Source organism: Enterobacter sp. 22466 (genome assembly GCF_052044775.1).
Classification (GTDB): Bacteria; Pseudomonadota; Gammaproteobacteria; order Enterobacterales; family Enterobacteriaceae; genus Enterobacter; species Enterobacter dissolvens.
Genome location: NZ_JBQENX010000010.1, coordinates 26,205 through 44,550 on the forward strand (window position 1 = coordinate 26,205; position 18,346 = coordinate 44,550).

Sequence of the window (18,346 nt, forward strand, 5' to 3'; positions counted from 1 at the left end):
CAACAGCGGCCAGAAGTGCAACCGTCATTTTTCTGTCACTAAAATTCATTACGCTGTCGTCATTTTGACAAGGGTGTTAAGGAAACTATAGTGAATTCAATGATTAAGGCATTACTGGTGGCATTACCGATGTTGAGCGCAACCGCTACAGCGGCGAATAATGAACTGTGTGAACCAAAAGCCTACGAAATGGCGCTGCGCTACCAGCAGAAGTCGGCTGAAATCATGGCGCTTCAGCTGCAGACGTACCGTTTTGCCACCGGGCGTTTTGATGAGAAGGTGAAAGATCTGAAAACGCCAGAAAATTACGCGGTGGTGATGGATCTGGATGAAACCGTGCTCGACAACACCCCGCTGTTGGTGCGTGACATGGAACAATGCCATGACTATACCCAATGGGATACCTGGAGCAACTGGGAAAAACAGGGAAAACCCGGTCTGATCCCAGGCGCGAAGGCGTTTCTTGAGCATGTGGATCAAAGCAAGGTGCGTATCTACTATGTCTCTGACCGCATGCAGGAAAATAAAGCAGATACCATCAAAACGTTAAAATCCCTTGGCCTGCCGCAGGTCTCGGACGACAGCGTGCTTCTGGATACGGTAAGCAAAGAAGAGCGCCGCCAGAGCATCCTTAAAAAGCAGCAGATCATTATGCTGTTTGGCGACAGCCTGCCGGATTTCGCCGTGCAGTTTAAAAACAAAAAACCGAGCGAGCAGCAGCGCGAGCTGGTTGAGGCAAGTGCAGAGCATTTTGGCAATGACTGGATTGTGCTGCCTAACGCCGCTTATGGCTCATGGTCAAAAGCCACGCCGGATAGCTGGAAGCCGTAACAATATGCCCGCCGGGCACGGCAATGCCATTGCCCGGCCAACCCACTGAGCTATTCATCCCATTTATAGGTCCTATCACTTTTGAGCGGGTTCTTAAATTTTGATGCATAAGTAAGATAACAACTTTCTAAAGGAGATCATCATGCTTACTGTCAAGAAACTTGCCCTCTCTACGCTCATCACCAGTTCACTGCTCTTCTACCCTGCGCTGTACTCCCTGGCAGAGACGCCTCAGCACGTGGTGAAACAACCAGCGGGCGGCTACAGCGTTCAGGTGGGCGACGTGCTGGTCACCGCGTTTACAGACGGCAGCGTCGCGCAGGATTTGCATAAGCTGCTGCGCCGGACAACGCCGCAACAAATTGATGCACTGCTGGCGAAAAATTTCCAGACCAACCCGCCAGAGGTCTCCATCAACGCCTTCCTGATTGCGCTGCCGGGACACAAAATTCTGGTCGATACGGGTTCAGGCCAGCTCTTTGGTCCGGGTAACGGTGGGCGTTTAATCGAGAGCCTGGCAACGCAGGGGATCAAACCGCAGGACATCACGGAAATCTTACTGACGCACGCCCATTCCGATCACGCCGGTGGCCTGATTAAGGACGGTAAGGCGGTATTTACCAACGCTCGCGTGTTTGTCGGGAAACCGGATATCGACTTTTTCTTCAATGAAGAGAATCAGAAAAAAACCGGTTACGACCAGAACTACTTTGACGTGGCGCAGAAGACCTTAAAACCGTATCTTGATGCCGGCAAAGTGGTGCCGTTTACCGGTACTTCTGAGCTGCTGCCGAGTATTACCGGAACGGTTCACCCTGGCCATACGCCGGGCTCGGCCTTCTATACGCTGGTAAGTAAAGGCGAGAAGATCACCTTCGTGGGCGACATTATTCACGCTGCTGCGGTCCAGTTCCCGCAGCCTGAGGTGACCATCGCCTACGATGAAGATCAGGACGGCGCCGCCCGTGTGCGCAAGCATGCCTTTGACGACTTCGTCAAAAACAGAGATCTGGTTGCCGCGCCACACCTGCCGTTCCCCGGTATCGGCTATGTCACCAAAGGCGAACGTGCGGGCTATGCCTGGGTTCCGGTTACCTATACCAACCGGGACGCCAGCACGGCTAAATAAACAACGGAAAACACCATGACGCCATTTTCAGACCTGGATATTGACCTGATATTGACGTTGGATGCACTGCTCACCGACCGGAACATCACGCATGCCGCCGCACGTCTGGGTGTCAGCCAGCCCGCGCTGTCAGCCCGTCTTACGCGCCTGCGTGCCATTTTTGGCGAGCCGTTGTTTATCCCTTCCCCACATGGACGTGGGGTATTGCCCACACCCCGAGCCGAGGCGCTGAGGCCACAGGTCGCGGCCGTTCTGCGTGGTATCAGCGCGATGCTTGCCCCCACCGGGTTTAACCCCCGCGAGAGCAACCGCACGTTCGTCATTGCCCTGCATGAAAACCCGGCCCTGATGCTTGGGGCTGAACTGCTGAATCACATCAGACGTGAAGCGCCAGGGATCCGCCTGCGTTTCGCCCTGCCGGAGATGGCAAACCTGCCCCAGCAACTGGAAAATGGCGATGTTGATATTTACATCGGCGTAAGTGCGGGCGCGCACGACGGCTGGGTCAGACGCAAACTGTTTGACGACGCGTTTGCCACCGCCCAGCGCAAAGGGCATCCACGCGGTACGGGGCCGCTGGATCTGGCGCAGTATTGCGCCCTCTCTCATCTGGTGGTCTCCTCCCAGGGCGATCCGTTTAACGGCTTTGTCGACCAGACGCTGGCCGGGCTGGGATATCAACGCAACGTGGTGATGTCCACGCAAAGCTATGCCATGGCACCGCCTCTGGTGGCGGGGACTGACCTGATTTGCACCTTACCGGGCCGCATGTTGCAGCAGTTCGCCACCACGCTCGATATTTTCCCACCGCCGCTGCCTTTGCAGCCGATCGCCATCAGCATGTACTGGCATCCTAAAAACAGCCAGGATACGGCGAGCGCCTGGTTGCGCGAACAACTGCTGCTCGCCGCCGGACGTCAGCCCTGAGCGACAGTAGTCAGGAACTTTTTTAAGACTTCAGAACGTATGATTCGGTGACAAACCAGCGTCAGCTCGCTCTCCCTGAGCCGATCAATAATGTCGACATAAACCACATTCCCGACGCTCACCGCCCAGGCTGAGGCGGGCAAGAGCGCAATGCCAAATCCCGCCGCGACAAGGCTGATGACGGTGGGCACGTCGGTGGCATTCTGCACCACCTCCGGCTGGAAACCCGCCCCGTTACAGGCATCACAGAAATATTGTTCCAGCCCCATGCCTTGCGGATCACGCAGCGAGATCCACTTTTCGTCCTTCACGGATGAAAGCGTCAGTGCGGATGACGTGGCCAGGGGATGTTGGCGAGGCAGCGCCAGCACCGTTTTTTCTGAGGTAAAGGGACGAGATTGCAGATCGTCAGGTAACGCAGGCAACGGAGCCCGGATAATCGCCACGTCCAGCTGGTTGGTCTGCACGGCTTCGTAAAGCGTCTGCACGTTCCCGGTCATCAGCGAAATGGCAATTGCGGGCCAGTTCTCGTGCAGCTGGCGTAGCGTAGCAGGCAGCTTACCGTCGAACATCGCACTCGATACACATCCCAGATTCAGCACCCCCTGTTCGCCACGGGCGGTTTGTCTGGCGTCCAGCACGGCCTGCTCGGTCATCGCAATTGCCAGCCGGGCTTTGACCAGAAACGCGTCTCCGGCAGGCGTCAGGGTTAAGCGACGATGTGCCCGGCTAAACAGTGTGACGCCCAGGCGCGCCTCCAGCGCTTTAATCTGCTGGCTCAGCGCAGGTTGCGCCATGTTCAGCCGCTCCGCGGCGCGGTGCATATGGAGCTCTTCGGCCACCACTAGAAAATTACGCATCAGACGAAATTGCATGACGAAGTCCTGCGAAAATTGATAATAAAGCTCTTATCAAAATAGCATTAATGATGCAATTGATGCTATCTGTCGTTCGCCCAACAATGGAGGTAAGCCATTGAGGGAGAAAAACATGCAAAACCCAATCAACGATCTCAGAAGCGCCATCGCGTTGCTGCAACGCCATCAGGGTCACTATATCGAAACCGATCACCCGGTAGATCCCAATGCGGAACTGGCAGGCGTGTACCGCCATATCGGCGCGGGCGGTACCGTAAAACGCCCCACCCGCACGGGCCCGGCCATGATGTTCAATAGCGTGAAGGGCTACCCCGGCTCCCGCATTCTGGTAGGGATGCACGCCAGCCGGGAAAGAGCGGCACTGCTGCTGGGGTGCGAACCCTCGAAGCTGGCGCAGCACGTCGGTCAGGCGGTGAAAAACCCGGTTGCGCCGGTGGTGGTCCCGGCCTCTCAGGCACCATGCCAGGAGCAGGTCTTCTATGCCGACGACCCGGACTTTGACCTGCGTAAGCTGCTCCCGGCCCCAACCAACACGCCGATTGATGCAGGCCCGTTCTTCTGTCTGGGGCTGGTGCTGGCAAGCGATCCGGAAGATACCTCGCTGACCGACGTGACCATTCACCGTCTCTGTGTGCAGGAGCGAGATGAACTCTCTATGTTCCTTGCCGCCGGTCGCCATATCGAAGTCTTTCGCAAGAAGGCCGAAGCGGCGGGCAAACCGCTGCCGGTCACCATCAATATGGGACTTGACCCGGCTATCTACATTGGGGCCTGTTTCGAAGCGCCAACCACGCCATTCGGTTACAACGAGCTTGGCGTCGCCGGTGCATTACGCCAGCAGCCGGTGGAACTGGTACAGGGTGTGGCGGTAAAAGAGAAAGCGATCGCGCGGGCGGAAATCATCATTGAGGGCGAACTGCTTCCCGGCGTGCGCGTAAGAGAAGATCAGCACACCAACACCGGCCACGCCATGCCGGAGTTCCCGGGCTACTGCGGTGAAGCCAACCCGTCCTTACCGGTTATCAAAGTGAAAGCGGTCACCATGCGAAACCACGCGATCCTCCAGACGCTGGTGGGCCCGGGCGAAGAGCACACCACGCTGGCCGGTTTGCCGACAGAGGCAAGCATTCGCAACGCGGTCGAAGAGGCCATCCCTGGTTTTCTGCAGAACGTCTATGCACACACCGCCGGGGGCGGTAAATTCCTCGGCATTTTACAGGTGAAAAAACGCCAGCCCTCAGACGAAGGACGTCAGGGCCAGGCGGCGCTTATCGCCTTAGCCACCTATTCCGAGCTGAAAAACCTTATCCTCGTGGATGAAGACGTGGACATCTTCGACAGTGACGACATCCTGTGGGCGATGACCACCCGTATGCAGGGCGATGTGAGCATCACCAACATTCCGGGGATCCGTGGCCACCAGCTGGATCCGTCGCAGTCGCCGGACTACAGCACCTCGATCCGAGGAAACGGCATTTCCTGCAAGACTGTCTTCGACTGCACGGTACCGTGGGCGCTGAAGGACCGCTTTGAACGTGCGCCGTTTATGGAAGTTGATCCCACTCCATGGGCACCGGAACTGTTCAACGATAAAAAATAAGCCGTCGTCGCCGTTTCTTCACCCCATCGGGGTGAAGAAACGCAAGCTTAAATTGCCGCTTCCCCTGCTTTCTTGTACCCTTTCAGCGTTTACCCCAACCTCCTGACAATCGAGACACCGGACGCCTATGACTGCACATATTTCCAAAGATCCTTTGCATGGCGTTACGCTGGAGATGATGGTCAACGCCCTGGTGGCGCGATATGGCTGGAGCGAGTTAGCTAACCGAATCAAAATCAACTGTTTCAGAAAAGACCCAAGCGTGAAGTCGAGCCTGAAATTCCTGCGCCGTACCCCCTGGGCACGCGCGGAAGTTGAAGCCCTGTATCTGGATTCCCTCAATGATAACGGGGCCGCTGAACCCGAGGCGCCCGCCTTTAACCCCTGGGCCAATAGTCGGATAACCAAGAGCTAATACGCAAATGATGCGACATGTAAAACGGACGGGTGCGCTGCTTGGCTGCGCGCTTTTACTTGTTAGTTGCTCCTCAAAACCCCCAAAGTCGCTGGTCACACCGCTCCCGACCACAAGCAAACCGACGCAGCAGGCAAATGAGCCGATGCGTGGGATCTGGCTGGCGACCGTCTCCCGCCTTGACTGGCCGCCGGTGGCGTCGGTGAATGGCCGCAGTGCTGACCAGCGTATCGCGATGCAAAAACAGGCGCTGTTCGACAAACTCGACAATCTGAAACGCCTGGGAATTAACACGGTGTTTTTCCAGGTGAAACCGGACAGCACGGCGCTCTGGTCGTCCAAAATTCTGCCATGGTCAGATATGCTTACCGGCAACATCGGCGAGTATCCGGGCTACGATCCGCTGCAGTTTATGCTTGATGAAGCCCACAAGCGTGGGATGAAAGTTCACGCCTGGTTCAACCCCTATCGCGTTTCAACCAATACCAGACCGTCAACCATCGCCGCGCTGAACCGCACCTCATACCAGCAACCGTCCAGCGTCTACGTGCAGCACCCTGAGTGGGTTCGCATCGCAGGCGATCGGTTTGTGCTCGACCCGGGCATCCCGGAGGTGCGTGACTGGATAACCCGGGTGGTGACCGAGGTGGTGGCGAACTACCCGATAGACGGCGTGCAGTTTGATGACTACTTTTATGCCGAATCGCCCCGCTCAACGCTGAATGACGCGCAGACCTACAGACAATACGGCCAGGGGTTTAGCTCAAAGGCCGACTGGCGTCGGCACAATACGCAGCAGTTGATTGTGCAGGTCTCTCGGGCGATCAAACAGACAAAACCGCAGGTTGAATTCGGCGTCAGCCCGGCGGGCGTCTGGCGTAACCGCTCTTTCGACCCGGCAGGATCCGACACCCGTGGCGCGGCGGCGTATGATGAATCCTACGCTGATACCCGTCAGTGGGTGCAACAGGGGCTGCTGGACTACATTGCCCCGCAAATCTACTGGCCGTTCTCCCGGGATGCGGCGCGCTATGACGTGCTGACCAAATGGTGGGCCGACGTGGTGAAACCGACCCATACCCGTCTGTACATCGGCATTGCGTTCTATAAAGTGGGCGAGCCGTCGAGAAATGAGCCGGACTGGACGGTTCAGGGCGGCGTGCCGGAGCTGAAAAAACAGCTCGATCTCAACGACGCCCTGCCGAACGTGAATGGCACTATCCTGTTCCGCGAAGATTACCTCAACCAGCCGCAGACGCAGCAGGCGGTAAACTACCTGAAAGGACGCTGGGGAAGCTAAGTGAATGTCAGGCAGAAACGCCCTGTTTCTGCCTGATTTTTTACGGCTTCGGCCCGAACATCGCCTCAAGCTGCTTCGCGTCCGGCATACCGACAACCTGCTGGAGCTCGTTCTGGTCATTCAGATAATAAATGGCCGGCGTGGCATTCGCCCCCAGACTGTCCATCAACGCCTGGTGTTTTTGCAGTATCGCCACGGTTTCACGCGACGCCGTGCCTTCCGGTTTTGGCAGTTTTTTCCCGCCGGACAGTTCGTACTCCTTCCACGCCGTAACCGGATCTTTTGCATTCAGGATCGCAGATGCGTTACGGCCGCTGTTCGGGTTGAGGAACGCCACCAGCAGCGTATTGAGCTGCACCTTACCCGCGTTTACCCACGGCTGTGCTTCTGACCAGAATGCCTTGCAGTACGGACAGAACGGATCGGCGAAGACAAACACTTTGCGTGGCGCGTTATCCGCCCCCTCTTTCAGGGGGTGCGCGGCGTTAAGCTGTTTCCACATTTCGCGTCCCATCGGGGCGTAGATCTCTTTCTGAAAAATACCCTCGCTGAGGTTTTTACCCTTCTCGTCATAGAGATAACCCGAAATTACGTGCTTTCCGTCAGGTGTCAGAAAGAGCGTCACCCCCATGTCCTGATATTGCCCCAGCCAGGCGGGTGCGCCACCGGGCACGTCAATTTTCTTGAGGATCGTAATCTCCTGCTGCTCGCTAAAGGTCTTCACGACATCAGGTATCGTATCCGCAGCCTGCGCCAGCCCTGACGCAGTCAGCAGCGAAAGTAACAGTAATTTATTCATGTTCCTCTCCGGTTTGTTCGGGGGCCTGCGGCCCCCTACAGGTTAGCGGTTTTTCAGTGCATCAGTGACCATTTCATCAAACTGTTCAAACGGCACCCAGCCAGGTAACAATCCTTCGCCAATCAGCGTGGCCGGTGTCCCCTGAATGCCCAGTTTCTCGGCGATGATCAGGCTGCGTTTTACCGTGACCAGGCTCGTATCATCCGGCGTTGCAACATTCACGCCCGCGCGCTTTTGCGCCTCCTGAATGCTGGCGTCATCGTGATACCCTTTTTTCGCCATCAGGGTCTCGTTGAATTTCATAAACTGCTCAGGATGTGAACGCCAGACGGTTAACGCGTCGCGCGCGGCAGTCAGCGAGCTCTCCGAACGGAATGGCAGAAACTTAAACACCACTGCCACCTCAGGATGTTTCTCGACGATCTTCTCCAGATACGGATCGAATTTTTTGCAGTAGGGACAGTTGTAGTCCGTAAAGACCACCAGCGTCAGTTTTGGATTTTTGGCACCGATACGCGGCGAATCCGGGTCGTTAAACAGAAAATCGTAGACCAGCTTCTGAGCGCGTTGCTCCTGATCCGGAGTGATCGGGTCCGCCGCCATGACCTGGGCTGACGCGAAAAACAGCAGAAACGTAATAAGGATTTTTTTCATAACAGCGTTAGCCTTTTGCTTTGTTCAGAGTGGTCATCAGGGTGCGTTTGTCCAGCAGTGGCGAGAGGATGTCGCCCTCCGGCGTTCCGGGGCCATACACCTGATTAAACGGGATGGCGTAGCGGTTGCGTGTTTTCAGAAACGCCGCAATCGTCTCTGATGGCTGACTCCAGTCTCCGCGTAGCGCCACCACATCCGGCTGGCGCAGCGCGGCGATAACCTCCGGCTGATTGAGCACCCGGTGCTCATTCACCTTGCAGGTGACGCACCAGTCCGCCGAGATATCCACAAACACCCGTTTTCCCTGCGCAAGCGCATCGCTGATTGCCTCCTCACTGAGCGGCTGCCACGGGATTGACTGTTCGCTATTCTCAGTCGTGGTAACCGGCGTTGCGTTCACTATCCCGCGCAGCTGATATCCGCCCAATATGGCCAGCACGAGCGCCACCACCCAGAACAGCGGCGACGTTTTCTGAGCGCTTAGCGCACAGGCCACAATGGCAACCACAATCAGAAGCAGCATCAGGATGTGGCTGAACATCTCGCCCAGATGCAGACTCAGCAACGTTACCAGCCACAGGCTGGAGGCCAGCATCATCACCCCCAGAATCACCTTCAGGGTATTCATCCAGCGGCCTGGTTTTGGCAGCAACAAGGCGGTTTTGGGGATCAACGCGACGAACAGCCACGGCAAACTCATGCCCACGCCGAGCATCAGGAAGATAAGCCACAGCGAATGCAGCGGCGCGCCCAGCGCGAAGGCCACAGCCGTACCGAGGAACGGCGCGGAACACGGCGTGGCGAGCAGCGTGGCAAACATGCCTTCGCAGAAGCTGCCCGTCAGTCCGGTTCCACCCGTTGTGGCGAGCCGTCCGGTGGCGGCGGAAGGCAGAAACAGCTCAAACGCACCAAACAGGTTCAGCGCAAAGATAAAGGTCACGGCGACCATCAGCCCAATAAACCACGGATTCTGGAACTGGATGCCCCAGCCCAGCGACGCGCCGGTCACTTTCAGGACGGTCACCATCGTGGCCAGCAGCATAAAGGAGGTCAGAATACCCGCAGTGGTCGCCAGGAAACGCAGCCGGATCTTCCGCGTGTCCGTCCCTGCCTGCAGGACGCTGCTGAGTTTCATGCCCATTACCGGCAATACGCAGGGCATCAGGTTCAGGATCAGCCCGCCCAGCAGGGCAAAGGCCAGCATTTTGACTGTTCTCGCTGGCGCACTCTGCACCGCGTCTGCGGGGGCTGCGCCTACAGTCAGTTGCGTTTGCTGGGCTTTATCGCCGTTGGTGACGACAAATGACAGCGTTTTCCCCGCAAGCGTCGCGGGTTTATCGCCCCACTCATCGGTGACCGGAACCGCGACCTGAAGCCGGTTTCCGGTGTGCTTAATCACCGGTTCGCCGGGCAGAATGTCACCCTCCAGCGGGTCAAAATAGATCCCGGGATTGACCCATTCGCCTTCCGTCGTGCCCGTCATCATCAGTTTGCCGTCTGATAACCAGGCGCTGAAGTCTGACGACACGCCAGACGAACCGGGTATTGAACGCATCGCGTCTTCAAATGCCGTACGGAAGCCCGCATCCGCTGGCGCGCGGAAATCGAGATGCAGCGTGTAGTCCGTCAACAGACAGACGTTGCTGCAGGTTGAGAGCGTAAGTGTGGCGTCGAGCACATCCGCGTCCGTCCCGGCGATCGTAATGGGGATCGTAACGCTATCGTGGTAGCCCTGGGTCGTCAGGCCTGAAATATCAAAGCGCGAAGGTACCGGCCAGTACCAGGTATCCTTAACGCCCTGTGGCCAGCTGATTTTGGGGGCCACGCCGCCCTCGCCCGGCGAACGCCAGTAGGTTTTCCAGCCGGGCTGCAGCTCGACGCTGAGCAGGCCGATGATGCGGTCTTGATCCCGCTCAGCCTGAAAGCGGATGCGGGCGTGATCGTTTTGCGGTGACACCAGCCAGCCCGTATCTGCCGCATGAGCAATACCCATGCAGGACAGCCACAGGAGGACGAGTCCCCTGAAAAGGTTAACCATGTTTTACTCCGTGAATAGTGAAAATTATCGTGTGGTGACGATGCTTTTCATTCACGGAAAACGCAGTTTTTGAGGTGTATTCGGGGAGGCGGTGCCTGGACAGGCTGCTCCCTGGAGAGAAATGTGCGCCGTTGGGTAAACAACTGCAGCAGAGCGAAGAAGATAATAATCGCCGGTAGCGCACCGTCAAAAAACAGCGGCTGAGCGCAAAGCAAAGACTGTGCGCCAAGTTGACACGGCGACGGGCCGGACTGTTCAGCCTCCTGACCCGGGGCGTCAGCCATCATGACCGTTTGCACCTGAGGATCCAGCCCCTGTAAAAAATGGTTGAGATAAACCGCACGCTGGACCAGGCAAATTGCCATTGCCAGACACGTGATTATCAGAAGCCATTTACCCAGAAGCTGACGGTTGCGCATAACGTTCCAAAATAACAAGACGCCCCGATCATAAACGATAGTGATGAATCTACAAGTCCCGGCAGTGTAAGGTTTTGTCTGCCGGGCGTATTAACTCCCTGTCAGCGCGTCATAAACGTCCCGCAATCGCGTTCGCAGGAACAGCACAGCCTTATGCTTACGCGATAACAACGCCTGCTCGCTGACCCCGGTTTCGCCGGCCAGCAATTTAATGCTGTAGCCCTGCAACTCCGTCTTTTCGAAGACCTCGCGCTGCGCGGCGGGCAGTTCAGCCAGCGCCTGCCCCAGTTCTTCCCACAGCAGCGTTTTGAGGTACTCCTCTTCCGGGGTATGCGGAACACCGAACAGGGTTTCAGCGATCTCGTCTTCCGGGAAATCGTCATCCTCCTCGCCTGTGAAGCTGAAATAACCGGAGAGCGGCACTTCACGCTTTTTGCGTGCCCGGTCGGTCATCTCATTTCGCGCCGCGCGAAACAGCCATGCGGTAACGTTTTCGACCGGTTGTTCCACCTTCATCAGCTGATACGTGATCTCCTGCAAAATATCGTCGGCGTCGTCACGTACCGGCGTTCTTCCGCGAATAAAGGCGCTCAGCCGGGCGCGGCAGGCATTAACCGCCGACATCAGCAAGGATCTGCCCGCTTCCCCGGTTTTCATCTCGCTCACTCTGCGTCCGGCGCTTTCGGCGCGTTGTCTTCGCGCTTGTCGTCACGGTGGCCATGCCAGCCACAGTGCCCACGACCATGACGACCAAATCCTTCCCGGCGCTGCTGCATGAACGCTTCACGCTGTTCCGGCGTCATGTTCATCCAGCGTTCGTGCATCCGGCGGTGCGCCCCAAACATACCCGGACGGAACCCCAGCCCCCCGAACAGGATCCGGCTCAGTATCAGAATGCCCAGCGCCTGCCAGAATCCAATGGCTTTCACGCCGAGGATCGCCGGGAGTAATGCGTTCCACAGGGACATCACCAGCAGACCGAGCACGATAAAAATGACCGCGCCGATGACTAAGCCCTTGCCCATACGGTGGCGACCGAATCCGCGCCCGTGACCTCTGCCGTGCATATCAAACTCTCTCATGGTGTTGACCTCATTTACTGTAACTGATTATGGCTTGTGATGAGGTAGACGGATGAGGAGCAAAAATATTGCTAAAAATTTTCAAAAACATCGTAATCAATGTGGTTTACGCTTTTCGCGGCTGACGAATGGAAACAGCATAAAAATGAGAACCTGTCATAATGCCGATCTGTTCGCGCTTTTAAATCAGGTTGTTTATTCATCATGTTTTATATTGATGCTTTCTAAATGCCCTATTTCAGTTGTTGAGACCATTCCTATAATCACCCAAAAAACCTTCTATTTAACAATAATCTAAAGCGAGGCTTAATTAACTATTTTTAGTTAAAAGTTTGTAATCATTACATCTCTGTCTATTATTCATAGCGTCACGCCCTGCAGCAGGAAATAGAAACAGATACATTAAAAAGGAGCAATCTGGTAATGATAGGCAGACTGACGAATTATATCCTCTGGTACCACACTGTTTGGGTGTTCATATTTTTATTAGTGGTCGGCGTGGCTGCTGGCGTATTTTTTAATGCCATACTGCATTTTCATGGGGATGATGCATTCCTGACAGGATTAATTTTCTTTTTATTCCCGGCGCTACTGGTATGCCTTCGGCTACATCGGCTATCAGCGAAACATCGCCAAAGATAATGCTCGTCACGCCGGTTGTTGAATCAAAATTCTTTCGCAAGATTAAGCTGAAACCAACAACTTAGCCGCCTTTATTGCCGGGTGGCGCTACGCTCACCCGGCCTACAATCCACAATAATATCAAGCTTGCACTGGCAAACTAAAACTCGAAATACTCCGCGTGAGCTGCTGGGCCTGCTCTTCCAGCGACGCGGCCGCCGCGGCGGACTGTTGCACCAGCGCGGCGTTCTGCTGGGTCACACCATCCATCTCCGTCACTGCCTGCCCGACCTGACTGATACCGCGACTCTGCTCTTCAGAGGCCACAGAGATCTGCTCCATCAACGTATTCACTTTATTAACGGAGCTGATAATCGAGTCAATGACCTCACCGGAGCGCCCTACCAGTTCGGCACCGTTTTTCACGCTGGAAACCGACTGGGCGATCAGGTTTTCGATATCCTTCGCCGCCACCGCACTTTTCTGCGCCAGCGTGCGAACTTCGCTGGCGACCACGGCAAAACCACGCCCCTGGGTACCGGCGCGCGCCGCTTCTACCGCCGCGTTGAGTGCCAGAATGTTGGTCTGAAAAGCGATGCTGTTAATCACGCTGGTAATGTCCTCGATGCGCTTCGAATTCGCGGCGATGGTATTCATCGTTTCAATCACTTCACGGGTCACGGCTTCCCCGGTGTGGGCATTTTTCACCGCGTCCTGCACCAGTTTCCCGGCCTGGCAGACGTTGTCGGTGTTATTGGCTACGGTCGCGCTCAGCTCTTCCATGCTGGCCGCCGTCTGGGTTAGCGCAGACGCCTGCTGCTCGGTACGCGAAGCCAGATCGATATTCCCGGAGGCAATTTCCTGTGCAGCGTGGGTCACGGTATGACTCGCGTCGCGCACCTGGGCGATGGTCGTCAGCAGTGCCTGACGCATCTGCTCCATGGAGCCCATCAGGTGATCGATCTCATTGCCGGAATTCCCCTTCACCGGTACCGGAATGTCCAGTTTGCCCGCCGCAATCTGGCTGCAGTGTTCACGAGCCAGATTAACCGGCGCCAGAACAAGGCGCTTCATCAGCAGGCTGACGGCAACAATCACCAGCACAAACAGCAGAGCGATACCGGCGATAATCGCCAGGCCGGAAACAAAGTTGCTGCTCGCATCTTCGTTCAGGTTTTTTGCATAGGCCTGATGTACGGCCAGAACCTGGTCAAGAACGATCTCATACTGACGATCGAGGCGGGAGACTTCCGGTATCAGGGCGTTGAATTTGGCAATATCGTGCGCGGCGGCAGCATCAATGAGCGGTGCCAGCCCCTGGTTGCGGTAATTCTGCCAGGCATCCTGATAGGCGCTCACCATCGGCGCTTCATCCGTCAGACGGGGAGACGCCATAAAGGCAGCAAAGGCGCGATCGGCTTTGGTCAGCGCCTCTTTTACTGCCGCGAGCTTCGCCGACTCATCCGCAGATGCGCCCGCCTCTACCATCTTCACATACTCCATCACCCGGACGCGCAACGTACGGCTATGGTTGATGGGATCAATAATCGACAGCACCACCTGGATCTCTTTGTTCACATTATCCAGGGAGTTATTACTTTTGATGATGAGGCCAACGCTGGTGAGCGTGCTGGCGATAAAGAAGAAAAGCAGCGAGAAAAAGACAATCAGGGATGATTTTTTTAACGACATGAACCGATACCTCAAGGAAAATTATTCCTTATGGTTATCGGCTAAACCAAAACTTAAATTAATTAAAGTTATTGAAGTATCCCGTCGTCCGGCAGGGCTATTCTGCCGCTTTGTAGCGCCGCTGCAGGGTGGCATCCAGTTTTCGCTGTACGGGTTCAGGCATCTCACCGTCGATTAACTTGCCAATCAGGTCAAAGCAGTGCCATGCCAGCTGACGATTATCCTGACGGACGGTATCCACCGGAATAGTGAGCGAGTCGTATAAATAGTGATCGTCAAAACTGGCTAACCGGATATCACTTTGCAACAGGTTGTGCTGACCCATGTAGCGCAGCACCCCTTCCAGCAGCCCGCAGGCGGCGGTGAACAGGGCTTTTGGCGGACGGCCCAGGCGTGCACAGAGTTCGGCGAACATCTCATATCCGGAACTCGGGTGATAATTTCCGTGGATGATCCACTCCGGGCGCAGCGTAACGTTCGCGTCGCGCAAACCCTGCTTAAACCCTTCGAGGCGGTCGCGCGTAGGGGAAAGACGTGGCTGTCCACCGAGGAAATAGAACTCATCAGGATGCTGGCGTGCAATCTCGGCCACCAGTTCGGCTGTCGGGGTAATGGAATCGGTGATCACCAACGGCAGCGAGCTGTCATTCATGTGGCGGTCAAAGAGCACCACGGGCAGCTGTTCGCTCAGTTTCTGGTAATCCGCATCGTTAAGCATACTGGAGGCCACAATCAGCCCGTCGACCTGACGCGCCACCATGTTGTTGACCACCACGGTCTCCTGCCCCGGATTTTCATCGCTACAGGAGATGAGCAGCTGAACGCCCGCCTCGCGGCACAACGTCTCCAGTTCGTGAGAAAAGACGGCAAACCCATAGTTGGTGATCTCCGGGACCACCAGACCAATGGTGTGGCTGCGGTTATCGCGCAGCGAGCGGGCGTGAATGCTGGGCTGGTAGTGATGCTCTTTCGCAATGGCCAGCACGCGTTCACGGGTCTCTTCCGCCACGCGAAGCTCTTTGCTGCGTCCGTTCAGTACCAGGCTGGCGGTGGCTTTGGACACTCCCGCCAGCTCCGCGATGTCTTTAATGGTGACGCGTTTTGTTTTTCTCACAACGACTTAGATCCGGCTGCCAAAACCGCTATTCTACCATGCAGGCGCGCAGCGACCAGTAGCGTAATGTGATGTCGGACGCACCTTCGAATCGCACCCGGGCCGGTTGGTCAGGAAAATAGCGGCTGCTCATCACCCCTTCACCGTGGTTGATGAAAATTTCGACGCTGGAGTGGTCGCACAGAACGCGCAGATGGTGAACACTGCCCAGCCAGTAGCGGGTTAACGTCTCACCCGTTTTCAGGCTGGCACGTTCCAGACGCAGGCCATTGCCATCGACCGTGAGGTGCAGCGCACCGGCAAAATCCAGTTTCGCGGAGGCAGCACTCAGCTCGAACTCAAGGCGCGAGGCATCAAGCTCCGGCGCATCGCAGGCGTTGCCCTGCCAGTGCTGCTCCTCTTCGCGCAGCGCTTCCAGCTCACGCACCGGGGTCTGCCAGAGCTTGCCGTCGCGGTAGCGCAGCTCTCGCGGGCAGGTCATCTGATGGATCCAGCCCTGTGCCCGGGTGGGCTGCAGCATCTCTTCCCCGTCAGGCACGCCCATCCAGCCCATCAGGATCCGTCGGCCATCTTCCGCCAGCGTCGTTTGCGGGGCGTAAAACTCAAAACCGGCGTCCAGCTCGTGTAACGCACCGTGCTCAAATGCGCCGCGCTGATAGTCAAACGCCCCGCTCATCCAGGCTGCCGGATAGGTGTTCAGGTAACGATGCGGCTCACGCGCCAGCCCCTGCGGGCAGCAGATCATAACGTGCGTCCCGTCGAGGGCAAACAGGTCCGGGCACTCCCACATGTATCCCGCCTCCGTCAGTCCGTTGACGCCGTGACCGGCGATTTCTCCGCACAATACCCACGTGTGCAAATCGGCAGACCTGAACAGCAGCACTTTGCCGCGCTTTTGCACATCCTGCGCGCCGAGCACCATGTACCACATCCCGTCGTGCTGCCACACCATCGGATCGCGCACGTGGCCGGTATAGCCTTCCGGCAGCGCGAGCACCGGCCCCAGCTTTTTAAAGGTCCCGTCCGGTTGTTCCACGGCCAGGCACTGCCAGGCGGTGCGGCTGCCGTCATCGAATTTCACGTTGCCGGTATAGCACAGCGTCAGCACCCCGTTGTTGTCCACGGCGCTGCCGGAATAGCAACCGTTGCGGTCGTACTCTTCATCTGGCATCAGCGCCATGGGCTCGTGCTGCCAGTGCAGCAGATCGTCCGAACTCCAGTGCCCCCAGCATTTATACCGGTGATCGCAGTCCAGCGGGTTCCACTGATAAAACAGATGGTAACGCCCGGCAAACCAGATAAAACCGTTCGGATCGTTCATCAGCCCCGTCACCGGCGCCGGATGCCACTGCGGATAGTGGCGGTCGGCGCGCGCGCGCGGTTGCCCTTTCATGACAGCCTGCAGCACGGCAGGCCAGCGGGAAGGTAATGTCATTATTCAGAGTCCGTTTTATATTTCAGCAGCAGCGAGACGGTGAACGCCACGCCAAAGGCAATTACCATGCCGATAATATAGTTGAGCAGCGAACTGGCCTGCACGATTGCCATGCCCGGCAGCGCCGTCAGCCCTACCGCCGTCATGTAGACATGCACCGACACCACCCATGCGCCGCCCATCGCACCGCCGATCAGCGCGGCCACAAACGGTTTCACGAAACGCAGGTTGATACCAAAGATGGCGGCTTCGGTGATGCCCAACATGGCAGAGAACGCCGACGGTAAAGTAATGGCTTTAATTTTTGCGTCTTTGGTTTTGAACCACACCGCCAGACACGCGCCGCCCTGCGCTACGTTCGCCATGGCCCAGATCGGCAGCAGGAAGTTAACGCCGATCGACGGATTCCCCAACAGCCCGGCTTCAATCGCGTGGAAGCTGTGGTGAATGCCGGTAATAACAATCACGGAATAGAGCCCGCCGAACAGCAAACCGGCCAGCCAGCCCGCGTGGGTAATCAGGGTGCTCAGAATGAAGGAGATGCCATCGCCTAACGCGCGTCCCGCCGGGCCGATAATCAACAGCGCGATAAAACCGGAGAGAATGACGGTCAGGAACGGCGTCAGGATCAGGTCTAACGCATCCGGGATGACGCGACGCAGGTTTTTCTCAACAATGCTCATAAACCAGACGGCCAGCAGCACCGGGAACACCGTTCCCTGATAGCCAATCATGGCAATCTCAAGGCCGAAAAAGTTCATGGTGTGGAAGCCGGACGCCACGCCCCAGGCGTTGGTCAGCGCCGGGTGAGTCAGAATACCGCCGAGCGTGGCGCCTAAATAAGGGTTACCGCCAAACTCACGTGCGGCCGTGAAGCCAATCAGAATCGGTAAAATGATAAACGCCGCCGAGCTGCACATATCCAGCATGATGTAGATGGCGTTATCGGCATTCACCCAGCCGTAGGTTTTCACCATCCCTAGCAGGCCCATCAACAAACCGGACGCCACAATGGCAGGAATGATCGGCACAAAAATATTGGAAAGCAGACGGGCAATACGCTGGAACGGATTGAGCTTACGCGCCGCGAGATCTGCCGCTTCTGACTTGCTCGATTCACCGATCCCTGCGGCCTGAATAAAGGCCGCGTAAACTTTGTTAACCACGCCGGTGCCAAAAATCACCTGCATCTGACCCGCGTTACGAAAACAGCCTTTCACCCCCTCGACCTTGCCGATGGCCTGCTGATCGGCAAGCGCATCGTCAACCAGTACCAGACGAAGGCGCGTTGCGCAGTGTGCGGCACTGGCGATGTTCTCTTTGCCACCGAGCAGCGGAATGAGCGCACGGGAAATATTATCAAAATCCATAGTTACCTCTGCCTGACTTCATTTTTATGATGTTTGATACGC

General features: G+C 56.6%; 17 protein-coding genes. 6 read left to right on the top strand and 11 right to left on the bottom strand.

All coding sequences use genetic code 11. The features are described from left to right. Positions 1-90: 90 nt before the first annotated feature. From ACTJJI_RS21485 to ACTJJI_RS21495, 3 genes are all read left to right on the top strand, one after another. Positions 91-831 (top strand): 5'-nucleotidase, lipoprotein e(P4) family, encoded by a 741-nt coding sequence (locus tag ACTJJI_RS21485; RefSeq protein WP_323282773.1) that lies wholly within the window; start codon positions 91-93, stop codon positions 829-831. A 142-nt stretch (positions 832-973) separates the two neighbouring features. After that, positions 974-1,960 carry an MBL fold metallo-hydrolase gene (locus tag ACTJJI_RS21490; RefSeq protein ID WP_440655520.1) on the top strand — a complete coding sequence of 329 codons (987 nt, stop codon included), beginning with the start codon at positions 974-976 and terminating at the stop codon, positions 1,958-1,960. A 15-nt stretch (positions 1,961-1,975) separates the two neighbouring features. Continuing rightward, positions 1,976-2,887 (top strand): LysR family transcriptional regulator, encoded by a 912-nt coding sequence (locus ACTJJI_RS21495; protein ID WP_440655521.1) that lies wholly within the window; start codon positions 1,976-1,978, stop codon positions 2,885-2,887. On the opposite strand, the gene ACTJJI_RS21500 is transcribed toward ACTJJI_RS21495, so the two are convergent. Then, complete coding sequence (locus ACTJJI_RS21500; RefSeq protein ID WP_440655522.1) at positions 2,878-3,762, bottom strand: LysR substrate-binding domain-containing protein; 885 nt, start codon at positions 3,760-3,762, stop codon at positions 2,878-2,880. The genes ACTJJI_RS21495 and ACTJJI_RS21500 overlap by 10 nt on opposite strands. A 115-nt stretch (positions 3,763-3,877) precedes the next feature. Here ACTJJI_RS21500 and ACTJJI_RS21505 point away from each other — a divergent pair, with 115 nt between their 5' ends. From ACTJJI_RS21505 to ACTJJI_RS21515, 3 genes are all read left to right on the top strand, one after another. Further along, the gene (locus ACTJJI_RS21505; protein ID WP_440655523.1) at positions 3,878-5,365 is read left to right on the top strand and encodes a UbiD family decarboxylase; all 1,488 of its coding nucleotides are present in this window, start codon (positions 3,878-3,880) and stop codon (positions 5,363-5,365) included. A 127-nt stretch (positions 5,366-5,492) separates the two neighbouring features. Beyond that, positions 5,493-5,780 carry a VF530 family DNA-binding protein gene (locus tag ACTJJI_RS21510; RefSeq protein WP_440655524.1) on the top strand — a complete coding sequence of 96 codons (288 nt, stop codon included), beginning with the start codon at positions 5,493-5,495 and terminating at the stop codon, positions 5,778-5,780. Positions 5,781-5,787: 7 nt separating this feature from the next. Then, on the top strand, positions 5,788-7,080 hold the full coding sequence (locus ACTJJI_RS21515) for a glycoside hydrolase family 10 protein (RefSeq protein ID WP_440655525.1): 1,293 nt from the start codon (positions 5,788-5,790) through the stop codon (positions 7,078-7,080). A gap of 40 nt (positions 7,081-7,120) precedes the next feature. Here ACTJJI_RS21515 and dsbG read toward each other — a convergent pair whose 3' ends face one another. The 10 genes from dsbG to ACTJJI_RS21565 all read right to left on the bottom strand — a co-directional run bounded on the left by dsbG (position 7,121) and on the right by ACTJJI_RS21565 (position 18,304). Beyond that, positions 7,121-7,879, bottom strand: coding sequence for a thiol:disulfide interchange protein DsbG (gene dsbG, locus ACTJJI_RS21520; protein WP_047361848.1), 759 nt, complete (start codon positions 7,877-7,879; stop codon positions 7,121-7,123). A gap of 42 nt (positions 7,880-7,921) precedes the next feature. Next, the gene (locus ACTJJI_RS21525) at positions 7,922-8,533 is read right to left on the bottom strand and encodes a DsbA family protein (protein WP_047361846.1); all 612 of its coding nucleotides are present in this window, start codon (positions 8,531-8,533) and stop codon (positions 7,922-7,924) included. A 7-nt stretch (positions 8,534-8,540) separates the two neighbouring features. Further along, positions 8,541-10,571 (bottom strand): protein-disulfide reductase DsbD family protein, encoded by a 2,031-nt coding sequence (locus tag ACTJJI_RS21530; protein ID WP_440655526.1) that lies wholly within the window; start codon positions 10,569-10,571, stop codon positions 8,541-8,543. A gap of 47 nt (positions 10,572-10,618) precedes the next feature. Continuing rightward, positions 10,619-10,990, bottom strand: a complete 372-nt coding sequence (locus ACTJJI_RS21535; RefSeq protein ID WP_046889647.1) for a hypothetical protein — start codon at positions 10,988-10,990, stop codon at positions 10,619-10,621. A gap of 90 nt (positions 10,991-11,080) precedes the next feature. Then, the gene (locus tag ACTJJI_RS21540) at positions 11,081-11,647 is read right to left on the bottom strand and encodes an RNA polymerase sigma factor (protein ID WP_050860659.1); all 567 of its coding nucleotides are present in this window, start codon (positions 11,645-11,647) and stop codon (positions 11,081-11,083) included. A 5-nt stretch (positions 11,648-11,652) separates the two neighbouring features. Continuing rightward, positions 11,653-12,072, bottom strand: a complete 420-nt coding sequence (locus ACTJJI_RS21545; protein WP_013096556.1) for a hypothetical protein — start codon at positions 12,070-12,072, stop codon at positions 11,653-11,655. 762 nt (positions 12,073-12,834) lie between these two features. Beyond that, on the bottom strand, positions 12,835-14,385 hold the full coding sequence (locus ACTJJI_RS21550) for a methyl-accepting chemotaxis protein (protein WP_046889644.1): 1,551 nt from the start codon (positions 14,383-14,385) through the stop codon (positions 12,835-12,837). Between the two features lie 97 nt (positions 14,386-14,482). Beyond that, positions 14,483-15,499 carry a LacI family DNA-binding transcriptional regulator gene (locus ACTJJI_RS21555; RefSeq protein ID WP_047361838.1) on the bottom strand — a complete coding sequence of 339 codons (1,017 nt, stop codon included), beginning with the start codon at positions 15,497-15,499 and terminating at the stop codon, positions 14,483-14,485. Positions 15,500-15,527: 28 nt separating this feature from the next. Then, positions 15,528-16,934 carry a sucrose-6-phosphate hydrolase gene (locus tag ACTJJI_RS21560; protein ID WP_440655527.1) on the bottom strand — a complete coding sequence of 469 codons (1,407 nt, stop codon included), beginning with the start codon at positions 16,932-16,934 and terminating at the stop codon, positions 15,528-15,530. Beyond that, on the bottom strand, positions 16,934-18,304 hold the full coding sequence (locus tag ACTJJI_RS21565) for a sucrose-specific PTS transporter subunit IIBC (protein ID WP_014831990.1): 1,371 nt from the start codon (positions 18,302-18,304) through the stop codon (positions 16,934-16,936). Before ACTJJI_RS21565 ends, ACTJJI_RS21560 begins: the two co-directional genes overlap by 1 nt. Positions 18,305-18,346: the final 42 nt, after the last annotated feature.